This is a genomic window from Thermosinus carboxydivorans Nor1 (assembly GCF_000169155.1).
Lineage (GTDB): Bacteria > Bacillota > Negativicutes > Sporomusales > Thermosinaceae > Thermosinus > Thermosinus carboxydivorans.
Genome location: NZ_AAWL01000014.1, coordinates 1 through 13,223, shown reverse-complemented (window position 1 = coordinate 13,223; position 13,223 = coordinate 1). Strand labels below are relative to the sequence as shown.

The following is a 13,223-nucleotide window of genomic DNA, read 5'->3' as shown; positions in this document are numbered from 1 at the left end:
TTTTGGGAAAGGAGCGTTATTATGTATCTAAGCACGCGGGGAGGACAAGCCGGTTTGTCGGCGGCGGAGGCGATTAAGACCGGATTGGCCGATGATGGCGGCTTGTTCGTACCTTCACGGATACCGCAGGTAAGCCAGGAAACGCTGGCTCAGTTCGGTACGATGTCTTATTGGGAACGGGCCGCCGTCATTTTGGCTCCCTACCTGCCAGACTACAGTGACGGAGAAATCAGGGCCGCGCTTACCGCCGCCTATAACACGGAAAAATTTGATGATCCGGAAGTTGCACCACTGCGGTCGATTACCGCCGATACTGCCGTTTTGGAACTTTGGCACGGGCCGACAAGCGCTTTTAAGGACATGGCTCTGCAACTAATGCCGCGCCTTTTATCCCAAGCCCTGCGCAAAACAGGGGAGAAGGCGGAAATCGTCATTCTTGTTGCGACTTCAGGCGATACGGGCAAGGCGGCGCTGGAAGGCTTTAAGGATGTTCCCCAGACCCGCATTATCGTTTTCTTTCCCCATGGCGGCGTTAGTGAAATGCAGCGCTTGCAGATGGTGACGCAGGAAGGCGGCAATGTGGCTGTCGTTGCGGTCAAAGGCAATTTTGACGATGCGCAAAATGGGGTAAAGGAAATTTTCAATGACCGCGCCTTTAATACAGCGCTGGCAGAGCGCGGCTTTCGTTTATCTTCGGCCAATTCAATCAACTGGGGACGGTTGGCGCCGCAAATAGTTTATTATTTTAGTGCCTATGCCGACATGGTGCGGTTGGGTAATGTCGCTCCCGGACATGCGGTAAACTTTGTTGTGCCCACCGGTAATTTCGGTAATATTCTCGCGGCCTACTATGCCAAGCGGATGGGACTGCCGATAAACCGGCTGCTATGCGCTTCCAATAGCAATAATGTCCTCACCCATTTTTTACGTTACGGCGTCTACGATCGCAATCGGCCTTTCCATACTACGTTGTCGCCGTCTATGGATATTCTTATCTCGAGCAATCTCGAACGGTTGCTTTATCATATTACGGGTGGTGACTGTGCCCAGGTTAAGCAGTGGATGGAACAGCTTCGTTCTAACGGCCGTTACCGTGTTCGGGACGAGGATCTCGACCGGATTCAGGAAATATTCTGGGCAGATTGGGCCGATGACGCTGTGACGCTTACTACCATTAAGGAAGTATACGAGGAGCACTGCTACTTGCTTGACCCTCATACCGCTGTTGCCTGGCATGTTCTCCGTCAGTACCGGGAAAAGACGAATGACGCTACGCCGACGGTTGTCGTATCAACGGCCAGTCCCTTTAAATTTAATGCTAGCGTACTGTCTGCCCTTACCGATGGCAAGCAGGCGGACGGTGACGAATTTGCCATGCTACGCCAATTATCCGAGAACACTGGGTGGCCTATTCCACCTGCTTTAGCTACTCTTGCCCAAAAACCCGTACGGCATCATCGTTTATGTGCCCGGGACGATATGAAAGCTATAGTACAAGACATATTGAGTTAACGCAAAAAGATAGCCGCTACCTGGCTATCTTTTTGCTATCTTGCATACAGCATAAAGGGAAAGTCGGCATGTGTTTAGAGTAACAGCATAGAATTAATTAAAAAATATGTTATGCTGTTTTGTTTAAAATTTACGAAATAGGTCAAAATAATACTTTTACATATAAAATAATTGTGTTATAATTGGCAACGGTTGGCCCTAATTATATGTGAAATAGATGAAAGGGGAATGACTATGGTCGCCATCAATGGCCTTGAGATGGCAAGACAGGTCTATTATAACCTGACGCCGGCGCAGTTAGTGGAACTAGCCTGTGGGCGCGGTGAGGCGGTTTTGACTGATAGTGGCGCGCTGCGGGTAACGACAGGCAAGTATACGGGTAGGTCACCCAACGACAAGTTTGTTGTCGATACACCCGCCGTCCATAATGACATTGCCTGGGGAACCAACAAGCCTTTTGACCAAGAAAAATTTGAGCGTCTCTACCATCGTATGTTGGCCTATCTGCAAAATCGCGAAGTCTTTGTTTTCGACGGTTTTGCCGGTGCAGATGAACAGCACCGCATCACCGTCCGTTTTATCAATGAGTTTGCCTGGCATAATCTTTTTGTTCACCAATTGTTTGTCCGTCCCCAAGGTCCGGTAAGCGATTTTGCTCCCGATTTTCAGGTTATTTGCCTGCCGGGATTTAAGGCCGTACCCGAAATTGACGGCACCAACTCCGAAGCATTCATCATCCTCAACTTTGAGCGCCGGATCGTGCTGATCGGCGGCACGCATTATGCCGGTGAAATGAAAAAATCCATTTTTACGGTTATGAATTACCTGCTGCCCCAAAAGGGTATTTTATCTATGCACTGCTCGGCCAACGTTGGCGTTAAAGGAGATGTGGCCCTGTTTTTTGGGCTCAGTGGCACCGGTAAGACCACCCTTTCCGCCGACCCTAACCGCCGGCTAATTGGCGATGACGAGCACGGCTGGAACGACAACGGTGTCTTCAATATCGAAGGCGGTTGCTACGCAAAGTGCATCAGGCTAAGCCGGGAAAATGAGCCGCAAATCTGGGAAGCTATACGTTTCGGCGCCGTGCTGGAGAATGTGGTTATTGACCCTGTTACCCGCACGCCTGACTATGATAGTGATGAAATAACCGAGAACACGCGGGCGGCCTATCCCATCGACCACATTCCCAACGCCCTTATCCCGGGTGTTGCTGGTCACCCTAAGACTATTATCTTTTTGACAGCCGATGCTTTCGGCGTTTTACCGCCGGTAGCGAAGCTTACCAAAGAACAGGCCATGTATCATTTCCTTTCCGGCTATACTAGTAAACTGGCCGGAACGGAGCGGGGCGTAACCGAACCGGAGGCAACCTTCTCGGCTTGCTTCGGAGCACCGTTCCTGCCTTTGTCACCTTTGGTTTATGCTAAGCTGCTGGGAGAAAAATTGGAAAAGCACAATACCAGCGTCTTTCTCATTAATACCGGTTGGTCAGGCGGTCCCTATGGTATTGGCAAGCGCATGAATATTCCTTATACCCGCGCTATGGTGACCGCGGCTATCGAAGGGTTATTGGATAAAGTGGCTTATGAACTTGATCCGGTCTTTAACGTTTATGTACCTATCGAATGTCCGGGCGTGCCAGTTGATCTGTTAAAACCCCGCAATACCTGGGCCGATAAGGACGCCTATGATCGGCAGGCTCAGGAACTGGCCCGGCTGTTCGCCAAAAACTTTGCCAAATTCAGCGGCAACATTCCGGTAGAGGTTGTCGCCGCTGGTCCACGTACCGTGTAGACGCAAAAACGAAGGCTGACCCGTGTGGTTAGCCTTTTGATTTCTTTAGGTTATCGCGGCCAAGGGAAGGCTTTGCTTTAGCGTTGTTACAGGGGCAAAAAGGTCACCATAGCGGTCGACACGCGCCAAGACCTTATCAGGATCAAAAGTCAACAGGCGAGGGTCTTTTTTTTGCCAGGCCTCATCTACCTCTTCCCAGGCAACAGGCGTGGAAACAGTAGGGTATTCCCGTGCCCGGAGTGAATATACGCATACCGTTGTTTTGTGTTCGTCGTTCTGGCTCCAGTCTACTAACACCTTGCCTGTGCGCAGGCTTTTGGTCATTTTTGAGACCACTTGTCCCGGATGCTCCCGTTCCAGCAGTTTGGCCAGGACGTGGGCGAAGTGTTTGCTAGTGGCGTAGTCGGTTGGGGTATTGAGAGGAACATAGACCTGGAGACCTTTGGCGCCTGATGTCTTAGGAAAGGCTAAAAGCCCTTGGTGGTCAAAAAAAGTTTTTAACCATAAAGCGACTTGAGCGCATTCGATGATGGTTGCCGGTGGACCGGGATCCAGGTCAAAAACCATCATTGTTGGGCAGGCCGTGTTGGTGGCTAAAGACAGAGATGTATGCAGTTCCAGCGTGGCCAGATTGACGACCCATACCAGTGAAGGCAGGTCATTGACAAGGCAAAAATTAATATGATCGTTATTGTGCTCGCTCCACACCGGCGCCGTTTTTAACCATTTTGGCCGGTGCTTCGGGCATTGTTTCTGATAAAAAAAGGCGGCCTGGGCTCCGTCGGGGTAACGTTTCAGCGTGAGGGGGCGATTGGCAAGGTGGGGAAGCAGAACAGGGGCGATCCGTACATAGTAGTCAATTACCTGGCCTTTGGTAAAGCCTGTTCGGGGGTAAAAGATTTTTTCCAGGTTGGATAGTCTGAGCTCAACTCCCTCAATGATCACATCGGTGTACTGGCTAGGCACGAACTTTTCGTCTCCTGTCTTTTGTATCTTTAGCCGGTTGTTTTTTCTTAATGGCCGCCAGGCTGGCTTCGAGAGCGGCCATCAGGTCTACTATTTTGTCGCCTTCTGGTGCTACCGGCTGAACAACCACCGTCTCGCCTTCCGCTTTCCTTTCAATCATTTCCAGCACCTTTTCCCGGTGTTCATCGCGGTATTTGGCAGGATTAAAATCTGCGGCCAAAGATTCAATCAGCTTTTCGGCCATGGTAAGTTCGCGCTGGTTCGGCTTGATGTCAGTATCAGGCAGTCCTTCCAGTTCTTCCAGAGATACTATTTCATCGGCATAGTGCATAGTAGCTAGGGAGAGAGCTTTACCGGCAGGCCGGATGGTAACCAGGTACTGTTTATTGCGCAACACTACTCGGGCAATGGCGACTTTTCCCGCCTGCTTCATGGCCTGCAGCAGCAGGGTATAGGCTTTGCCAGCTCCTTTGTCCGGCACCAGATAATACGACTGTTCAAAGTAGATCGGGTCAATTTGATCAAGATTAACAAAATCTTCGATTTCAATCGTGCGGGATGCCTTCGGGTTGAGTGCTTCCAGTTCTTCGGTGGTTACGATAACATAGCGCTGGGGTGAAATTTCGTAGCCTTTGACGATTTGCTCATTAGGAACTTCTTGGCCGTCACGGGCGCAGACCCGTTTGAGCCGGATTTTGCAGCCGTCACCGGCGCGAAGCTGATGGAAATGGAGCGTCCTTTTCCGCACGGAATTATACATCTTAACAGGAATATTAACGAGACCGAAACTGATTGAACCACTCCACATTGGCCGTGGCATGAGGATACCTCCTTTGGCTTAGCCCTTGGTTTCGCAGAGAATGTCGCGAGGATCTTTATCATTCCGAAGGCCTTTAAAGGATGGGTGGCGAAGCGTGCCGCCCGGTGTCCATTCGGTAAATTCAACTTCGCCTACTAATGCGGGTTTTACGAAAACCGCCCCTTTGAGCGGCGGTGACTCAGCAAACGGCGGTTCGGCCTGCTCGAGCGGCTTTAAAAGATGCTGGAGCTTTTTTAGTGTCGTATGGGTAAAGCCTGTTCCTACCGCGCCGGCAAACAGCAGCCGCTGTGGTTGGCCGGCTTTTGCCGCTTCTTTCGGTGTCCGGTCATAATAGCCCAGGAGCAGAGCACCGATCATTCCGGTTCGCGTCCCTTGGCCGGGCAGCCAGCCACCGATGACGAATTCCTGGCGGCGTACATTTTTGATCTTCAGCCAGGTGCCGGGCCGCTTGCCGGGCAAATAAATACTGTCCAGTTTTTTGGCGACGATACCTTCCAGACCAAGGCGCCTGCTAGCAAGTAGCAGCTCCCGGCCTTGTCCTGTTTTGTAGGCCGGCGTCTGCCAGTTAGGACCGTTAAGGTCCAGTTCTTCCAGCAGCCGGCGCCGCTCGATGTAGGGAAGGGAGAGTGTTGATTGGCCGTCAATATATAGCAGGTCAAAGATAATATAGGTTGCCGGGATTTCAGTAGTTTTGCGGGCGATAGTCCGGTCTGAAGCCAGGCCCATGCGGTTTTGTAAGCGAGCGAAAGAAGGGCGTCCATTTATGTCAAACGCCACAATTTCTCCATCCAAAATAACGGAGTGTCCTGCTAAGGCTTGGGTCAGCGGCATCAGCTCAGGATATTGGCGCGTAACGTCTTTTAAATTGCGGCTAAGTATCCGCAAGTTATCGCTAGCGAGATAAATCACGGCGCGGATACCGTCCCACTTAATTTCAAAACCATAGTCTTTTTCATCAGCGGGAAGAGTGGCGGGTTTGGCCAGCATCGGCGGGATAATTTGCATAATATTCCTCCTAGGCTTTATTATTTTAAACTGTGGCTTAAATAATGAAGAGCGTCGCCTTGAAAAAAATGGAACCAAGCGTTTAGAAACGCTTGGTTCCAGACGGGACGGCAGCGCCGCAGCGGGCTCCTAGCGGGGCAAACGGCGGCATATTTCAAATAAAATAAGGCCGGAACATCCGGCCTTATTGTTAGTAGTTTTTATTGGTTTGGAAGCACGCACGGCAATATACCGGTTTGCCGGCCGTAGGCTTAAAGGGAACCTGAGTGGTTACACCGCAAGCACTGCACACGGCCGCAAACAGTTCACGCTGCGGACGAGCGGCAGGGCCACGACCGGTCGCCTGTTTGCGGGCACTACGGCACTCCGGGCAGCGAGCAGGTTCATTCTGAAAGCCTTTTCGGCGTAAAAAGCCTGCTCTGCTGCTGAAAAAGCAAAAGTAGTACCACATTCTTTGCAGGTTAGCGCCTTGTCTTGGTAGGTCATCGCTCACCAACCTCCTTTGGACTTGATATTACGCAAAACAATTGCCGGTCGGTTGGTTGAGTCGTACACTACGCAAGCGGACCAGGACGCAATTATTTTCGTTATGAACTAATAATAACACACCGGATTAGGCGTTGTCAATAGCCGCTAACAACTTTTCCAGTTCATTCAGCCGTTCGCCAAACTTGTTCAGGGTGACGGCGACCGGCTGCGGTGAAGACATATCAACACCGGCCCGTTTAAGAATATTGATCGAGTAGTCGCAGCCGCCGCTCTTGAGAAATTCAATATACCGTTTTTGTGCGGGTTCTCCTTCGCGTTGGATTTGTTCAGCCAGTGCGGTTGCCGCCGCATAGCCGGTAACATACTGGTAAACGTAGAAATGCCAATAGAAATGGGGGATACGGGCCCACTCCACAGCGATTTCTTCATCTACTACGATGTCGGGGCCATAGTATTTGCGGTTAAGCTCCCGCCACAAGTCATCTAGCATGTCAGCCGTGATCGTTTCGCCGTCTTCCGCTTTTTCATATAAAAGCTTCTCAAATTCAGCGAACATGGTTTGCCGGTAAACAGTGCCTCGGACGGCTTCGAGGTACTGGTTGAGGAAATACAGCTTTTGGCGCTTGTCATGCGTTACCTTCAGCATATGGTCGATAAGCAGAATTTCATTGGTTGTGGAGGCGACTTCGGCGGTAAAAGTGGTATAGGAGGCGGTGGCATAGGGTTGGTTAGCGTGACTATAGTAGCTATGGATGGCATGCCCCATTTCATGGGCGAGGGTGGAAACATCGTCATATCGGTCATTGTAGTTGAGTAGGACGAAGGGGTGAACGCCATAAGTTCCCCACGAATAGGCGCCAGTCTGTTTTCCTTGATTTTCGTAAACATCAATCCATCCGGATGTGAGACCTTTATTCAGAATTTCACTGTATTCCGCGCCAAGGGGTTTAAGAGCTTCTTGTACCATTTGCAGAGCTTCGTCATACGGTATGGTAATTCTAACATCGCTGACGAGCGGGACATACAGGTCGTACATATGAATTTCGTCCAGCCTTAGGGCTTGCTTTTTTAAGGCGACATAGCGGTGCAGGAGCGGTAGGTGTTCGTGTACGGTAGCGATAAGGTTATTGTACACCGCCAGCGGCACGTTATCAGGTTCAAGCGCAGCTTCCAGCGTGGAATTATATTTACGGGTACGGGTGTAAAAAATATTCTTTTTCACGCTGCCGCCCAAGGTGGCGGCAAAGGTATTACGGAATTGTTTATACGTATTGAACAGCCCGGTAAACGCCGCCTGGCGGACACGGCGATCAGGCGACATGATAAAAGAGCGGAACCGGCCCTCGCTAAGCGTGACGGTTTGACCGCTTTCATTCTGAATCTGCGGGAACCGCAGATCGGCATGGGCAAGCATGTTGAAAATGTTTTCCGCCGCCTGGGTAACTTCACTGGCGCGCGAGAGAATTTCTTCTTCTGCCGGGGACAAGACATGCTTTTTCTGGCGCATTAAATTGTCAAAGTAAAAGCTGTATTCTGCCAGTCCTTGTTCCTGGCGGCGGAATTCGTTCAGCTTTTCCTCCGGCATGGCAATAATTTCCGGTTCAATGAAGGCTGTCACCGCTCCCATTTCGGCCAGCAGTGCTTCGGTTTTACCGGTCAGGGCCTGATATTTAGCGTTGGCTGAGTTTTCGTCCCGGCGCATTCTGGCGTAGGCGTATAATTTGCCAGCGGTTATGCCGGCTTCATCTCGGGCTTTCAGGCACTTAAGCAGGTTTTGGGCCGAGTGGGCTAATTGTCCTTTATAAGCGGCCAGCTGCGGCAAGCTGTTTTTTAGTTTTGCAAAGTCCTGTTCCCAAAGCTCCTCAGAGGCATAAATATCTTCGAGGCGCCACTTATATTTATCCGGGATTTCCTCCCTCACCGGCAGACCGGCAGTGCTGGACGTTTTTGCGGCTGTTGGGAAGAATACGGCGTCTGCTAAGAAAGGAATTAGCTTTGCCATTGTTTAAGTCAACACGCTCCTTTTTTGCTTCAACTTGTGCCATGTATAATATTGGCAATTAAGACGACAACTCCTGTATAGTTTGCCCACGAAATATTCTTTTTTATATCGGCAGCGTCAGACTTTGAAATACTTAACAATTCCTTGGAAAATACTCTCGGCTGCTTTATACCGTCCGTCAATACTGGCCAGAACTACTTCTTCCTCAGGGTTGGAGATAAACGCTACTTCGACCAGCACAGCCGGCATCTTGGTATAGCGGATGACGAAAAAGCTGGCAAACCGCACGCCACGATCGCGGGTCCCAAGCCCTTCCACCAGGCTTTTTTGGATGCAGTTGGCCAGCCGGATGGACTCGGGGTGGCCATAGTGGAATGTGGTCGTGCCTGCTGCCGTCGGGTTGGTGAAGGAGTCGTTATGGATGCTGATAAAGATGTCAGCGTCGGCGCCATTGGCAATATCGACGCGAGCCCCTAGTTCCACTTCCGTTTCCGCGTCCGGCATACTGACATCGCGGTCAGTTTCTCGGGTCATAATTACTGTTGCGCCGTTTTTTTCCAATTTGTCGCAGAGCAAAAGGGCGATAGCCAGGGTGTTATCTTTTTCTATTGTGCCCGTTGGGCCAATAGCACCTAGATCGCTGCCGCCATGGCCAGGGTCGATGCAGATGGTTTTGCCGGCCAGACGGTTGCTTTCCGCCTCCGCGGGGGAAGATGCGGGACGCTCGTGGGGTGGTACCGGCACACTGGCGCTTTTGGTATTAATGTATACAGTTTCGCGGTTGGTATCATACAAAATTCCCCAGTGAAGGCTTCTTGCAATGCTCTTCAGGGTAATTAGGAGGTCTTTTGAAACGCGGGGGTTTATGGGGACTTTGTGGCCATCTATGATAATCTGCATGTCCTCCTCTTCCTTTCCAGTCCTTTTAGTCATTCTATTTTATGCACCGGCATTCGGCACGGTGCGTCGGCTTTCCTAAAAGGATATTTCCTAGGAGGCGCGGAAACTACTATGTACGACTATACTTTGACACTGGGAGGACTAGCAATGAAGGTCCTTTTGTTAACGCTTAACGCAAAATATATTCATTCATCTCTGGCCTTACGCTATTTAAAGGCATATTGCCGTCCGGTATGCGCCGACATATTGGTAAGAGAATATTCCATCAACAACGGGCTGCTCGATATTCTCGGTGATATCTACCGGGAAAAGCCGGGCGTTATCGGTATGGCCTGTTATATCTGGAACATCGAAATGACGCTTACGCTCGCGGGGCTCATTAAGAAAGTGCTCCCTGACACGGCGATCGTCCTGGGAGGACCGGAAGTTTCCTATGACCCCGCCGAGGTGATGGCTGGTCATGCAGCGGTTGATTATATTGTACAAGGCGAGGGCGAAGAAACGCTCTACCGTCTGCTCAGCTCGCTGCAAAGCGGCAGGGACGTGGAAACAATTGAGGGTCTTGCCTTTCGCCGTGGTGGACGGGTAGTGATCAATGGCGGTCCGCAGATTGTGCACGACCTTTCATGTATTCCCTTTCCATATAGCGATGAAGATATGGCGCAGCTCGCGGATAAAATTATCTATTACGAAAGTTCCCGTGGCTGTCCTTTTTCCTGCCAATACTGCTTGTCAAGCGCTACCACAGGGGTACGGTTTTTGCCTTTGGAGCGCGTTTATCGTGACATGGAATTTTTCATTCGCCACGATGTGAAGCAAGTGAAATTTGTCGACCGCACCTTTAATGCCAAAAAGGAACATTACTTTCCCTTGTGGCAGTTTTTGGCCCGCCAGAACTGCCGGACTAATTTTCATTTTGAAATTGCGGCCGATATTTTGGATGATGAGGTACTGGCGTTTTTGGCGCAGGTACCGCCGGGCCGCTTTCAGTTTGAAATTGGCGTCCAGTCAACTTATGAACCCACGCTTGCGGAAATAAAGCGGCGCAATGATTGGTCCCGGATTGCCCGCAATGTGCTTAAGCTGCGCTCCTACGATAATATTCATCTGCATCTTGATCTTATTGTCGGTCTGCCTTATGAAACATACGAACGTTTTGGCCGGTCGTTTAATGATCTCTATGCCTTGCAGCCCCATATGCTCCAAATCGGGTTTCTCAAGCTGCTGAAAGGTTCAGGTATTCGCCGTCGGGCCGGACAACATGGTTATGTATTTATGGACACGGCGCCCTATCAGGTGCTAGCCAATAATTATCTGACTTATGGCGAAGTGCGCAAGCTCCACATCCTCGAGGAAGTGTTCAATCAAACGTACAATAGCGGTCGTTTTCCGGCGACGCTGCGCTGGTTGGTTGATTGCTATAGCGGTGATGCTTTTCGCTTGTACGCCGATTTGGCTGCTTATTGGGAAGAGCGGGGCCTGCATAGCCTTTCGCACAGTGCCAAATCTTTGTTTGGACACATGGCCGAATTTTGCCGCTATCACCGGTTGAAGGATGCTATTTGCCTTCAATTGCTTAAGTTCGACGCCCTGGCGGGTGAAGGCGGTGTGCGCCCTGAATTCTTGCCCTGGAACGGTGATGAATGGGAGTATGTTAAAACAAGGTTTTGGCGGGACGAAGCTACCGTTCGTCAGTATCTGCCTGGTTATTGTTTTACTAGTTGGCGGGAAATTAAGCGAAATTACCATATCGAAGTTTTTGAGGTCAATATACCGCACTATCTTGCCGGCGGCGAGCTGAGGGAAGAAAGGACAGTCATTCTATTTTCCTATGCGCAAGATAGGATAAACTATCAGATTGTGCAGCCTCATGACTTTGGGATGTAGGGAGAGAAAGCCATGCGTTACCGGGTTTATTCGGACTATTTACGCCGGCGTTACGGGACGAAAGTGTATAAGCTGCCGATTGGCTTGCCTGTTACTTGTCCCAACCGGGACGGGACGTGCGGGGTGGGCGGGTGTGTATTTTGCGGTGAAATTGGCGCCGGCTATGAAAACCTGCCTGCTTCTATGACGGTCAGAGAGCAAATCGCGGCTAATAAAGCTCATATTGCGCCAAAGTATAAGGCTAATAAGTTTATTGCCTACTTTCAAAACTTTAGCAACACCTATTTGCCAGTGAAAGATTTTGCTGCTTATCTGGAGGAGGCATGTCAGCCTGATATCGTTGGCATTGCTATTGCCACCAGGCCTGACTGTATTAACGACGCTTATTTGGAGGCAATGGCCAAAGTGCAAGCTGCCCGGGGCGTAGACATTGCAGTGGAACTAGGCTTGCAGACGGTAAACTACCATTCGCTGGCCAAAATTAACCGGGGACATACGCTGGCTGAATTTATCGATGCGGTGCTTCGCCTCAAGCAGTACCGCTTCGACGTTTGCGCCCACCTCATTTTGAACCTTCCCTGGGATGAAATGGCCGACGTGGTGGAAAATGCCAAAGTCCTGTCGGCGCTGGGGGTCCAGCAAGTAAAACTTCACGCCTTGTATATCGTTAAAGGGACGCCCATGGCCAAATGGTATGAGCAGGGGGAGCTGACACTGGTCAGTAAAGAGGAGTATATTGAGCGGGTTATAACTTTTTTGGAGTATCTCCATCCAGATATTGTCGTGCAGCGGCTGATTGGCCGCGCCCCCGAGACTAATACGCTGTTTGCAAACTGGCAGACAGGCTGGTGGAAAATCAAAGAGCGGATTGAACAGCTCCTTGAAGAACGCAATACTTATCAAGGTAAGCGGTGCATTTATTTAAACGGGCCGGCGGTGCGAAAATTCGTCGAGGAAGGCGTTTAGTTTTTGTTTTAATGAAATTAGCGGTTATGGCTGTCTTCGCTAATGTGCCAATCGGCTATTTTTATTGTTCAGCGTGATGTTGACATTCAACTTTTGTTGTGCTATTATAAAAAAGTCGTCGCTGTGGCGAACGGCAAAAATTAACAAGAAAAAAGCTGTTGACACAGCGTACAAGTTGTGTTAACATAAATAACTGTCGTCGCCCTGTGGCGGCGGGCTGTGTTCCTTGAAAACTGAACAATGTAAGCATAAACGCCAGATGTGCGGCGCTTCTTAAAAAAGAAGCACAAATAATTCCGGTTTATAAGTGAGCCTAGACAGGCTCCGATAGATAAATTTATTGGAGAGTTTGATCCTGGCTCAGGACGAACGCTGGCGGCGTGCCTAACACATGCAAGTCGAACGGGGAGCATAGCAATATGCTCCTAGTGGCGAACGGGTGAGTAACGCGTAGACAACCTACCTTCTAGATGGGGATAACACCGCGAAAGTGGTGCTAATACCGAATGTGTCAACTTGGGCGCATGCCCAGGTTGAGAAAGGTGGCCTCTTAACAATGCTACCGCTAGAAGATGGGTCTGCGTCTGATTAGCTAGTTGGTAGGGTAACGGCCTACCAAGGCGACGATCAGTAGCCGGTCTGAGAGGATGGACGGCCACACTGGGACTGAGACACGGCCCAGACTCCTACGGGAGGCAGCAGTGGGGAATCTTCCGCAATGGGCGAAAGCCTGACGGAGCAACGCCGCGTGGGTGAAGAAGGCCTTCGGGTCGTAAAGCCCTGTCAACCGGGACGAAGTTTACTTTTGCGAATAGTAGAAGTAAGTGACGGTACCGGAGGAGGAAGCCACGGCTAACTACGTGCCAGCAGCCGCGGTAA

At 50.4% G+C, this 13,223-nt stretch carries 10 protein-coding genes and 1 rRNA gene; 5 read left to right on the top strand and 6 right to left on the bottom strand.

Annotated features, from left to right (window positions below; genetic code table 11):
• Window positions 1-21 precede the first annotated feature (21 nt).
• Both thrC and pckA read left to right on the top strand, forming a co-directional pair.
• Window positions 22-1,512 (top strand): threonine synthase, encoded by a 1,491-nt coding sequence (gene thrC, locus TCARDRAFT_RS09930; protein WP_007289855.1) that lies wholly within the window; start codon window positions 22-24, stop codon window positions 1,510-1,512.
• A 234-nt stretch (window positions 1,513-1,746) separates the two neighbouring features.
• Window positions 1,747-3,309, top strand: coding sequence for a phosphoenolpyruvate carboxykinase (ATP) (gene pckA / locus TCARDRAFT_RS09925; protein ID WP_007289854.1), 1,563 nt, complete (start codon window positions 1,747-1,749; stop codon window positions 3,307-3,309).
• 45 nt (window positions 3,310-3,354) lie between these two features.
• On the opposite strand, the gene ligD (TCARDRAFT_RS09920) is transcribed toward pckA, so the two are convergent.
• The 6 genes from ligD (TCARDRAFT_RS09920) to TCARDRAFT_RS09895 form a co-directional block, all read right to left on the bottom strand.
• On the bottom strand, window positions 3,355-4,275 hold the full coding sequence (gene ligD / locus TCARDRAFT_RS09920) for a non-homologous end-joining DNA ligase (RefSeq protein ID WP_007289853.1): 921 nt from the start codon (window positions 4,273-4,275) through the stop codon (window positions 3,355-3,357).
• Window positions 4,268-5,095, bottom strand: coding sequence for a non-homologous end joining protein Ku (ku, locus tag TCARDRAFT_RS09915; RefSeq protein WP_007289852.1), 828 nt, complete (start codon window positions 5,093-5,095; stop codon window positions 4,268-4,270). Before ku ends, ligD (TCARDRAFT_RS09920) begins: the two co-directional genes overlap by 8 nt.
• Before the next feature lie 18 nt (window positions 5,096-5,113).
• Complete coding sequence (gene ligD, locus TCARDRAFT_RS09910) at window positions 5,114-6,100, bottom strand: non-homologous end-joining DNA ligase (protein WP_007289851.1); 987 nt, start codon at window positions 6,098-6,100, stop codon at window positions 5,114-5,116.
• Window positions 6,101-6,290: 190 nt separating this feature from the next.
• Window positions 6,291-6,551, bottom strand: a complete 261-nt coding sequence (locus TCARDRAFT_RS09905; RefSeq protein WP_408643050.1) for a CxxC-x17-CxxC domain-containing protein — start codon at window positions 6,549-6,551, stop codon at window positions 6,291-6,293.
• A 162-nt stretch (window positions 6,552-6,713) separates the two neighbouring features.
• Window positions 6,714-8,591, bottom strand: a complete 1,878-nt coding sequence (gene pepF / locus TCARDRAFT_RS09900) for an oligoendopeptidase F (protein WP_007289850.1) — start codon at window positions 8,589-8,591, stop codon at window positions 6,714-6,716.
• A gap of 117 nt (window positions 8,592-8,708) precedes the next feature.
• A complete protein-coding gene (locus TCARDRAFT_RS09895; RefSeq protein WP_040683308.1) occupies window positions 8,709-9,491 on the bottom strand; it encodes an N-acetylmuramoyl-L-alanine amidase family protein in 783 nt (260 codons plus the stop codon).
• A 147-nt stretch (window positions 9,492-9,638) separates the two neighbouring features.
• Between TCARDRAFT_RS09895 and TCARDRAFT_RS09890 the strand changes: the two genes are divergently transcribed.
• The 3 genes from TCARDRAFT_RS09890 to TCARDRAFT_RS09880 all read left to right on the top strand — a co-directional run.
• Window positions 9,639-11,378: a B12-binding domain-containing radical SAM protein gene (locus tag TCARDRAFT_RS09890; RefSeq protein ID WP_040683307.1), complete on the top strand. Its 1,740-nt coding sequence runs from the start codon at window positions 9,639-9,641 to the stop codon at window positions 11,376-11,378.
• Between the two features lie 12 nt (window positions 11,379-11,390).
• Window positions 11,391-12,344, top strand: a complete 954-nt coding sequence (locus TCARDRAFT_RS09885; RefSeq protein ID WP_007289847.1) for a TIGR01212 family radical SAM protein — start codon at window positions 11,391-11,393, stop codon at window positions 12,342-12,344.
• Between the two features lie 337 nt (window positions 12,345-12,681).
• Window positions 12,682-13,223: ribosomal RNA gene (locus tag TCARDRAFT_RS09880) — 16S ribosomal RNA — on the top strand; the annotation flags it as partial.

Bases quoted from the DNA above. Each gene is read 5' to 3' on its own strand.
- thrC (WP_007289855.1), top strand. From the start codon at position 22: ATGTATCTAAGCACGCGGGGAGGACAAGCCGGTTTGTCGGCGGCGGAG.
- pckA (WP_007289854.1), top strand. From the start codon at position 1,747: ATGGTCGCCATCAATGGCCTTGAGATGGCAAGACAGGTCTATTATAAC.
- ku (WP_007289852.1), bottom strand. From the start codon at position 5,095: ATGCCACGGCCAATGTGGAGTGGTTCAATCAGTTTCGGTCTCGTTAAT.
- ligD (WP_007289851.1), bottom strand. From the start codon at position 6,100: ATGCAAATTATCCCGCCGATGCTGGCCAAACCCGCCACTCTTCCCGCT.
- TCARDRAFT_RS09905 (WP_408643050.1), bottom strand. From the start codon at position 6,551: ATGTGGTACTACTTTTGCTTTTTCAGCAGCAGAGCAGGCTTTTTACGC.
- pepF (WP_007289850.1), bottom strand. From the start codon at position 8,591: ATGGCAAAGCTAATTCCTTTCTTAGCAGACGCCGTATTCTTCCCAACA.
- TCARDRAFT_RS09895 (WP_040683308.1), bottom strand. From the start codon at position 9,491: ATGCAGATTATCATAGATGGCCACAAAGTCCCCATAAACCCCCGCGTT.
- TCARDRAFT_RS09890 (WP_040683307.1), top strand. From the start codon at position 9,639: ATGAAGGTCCTTTTGTTAACGCTTAACGCAAAATATATTCATTCATCT.
- TCARDRAFT_RS09885 (WP_007289847.1), top strand. From the start codon at position 11,391: ATGCGTTACCGGGTTTATTCGGACTATTTACGCCGGCGTTACGGGACG.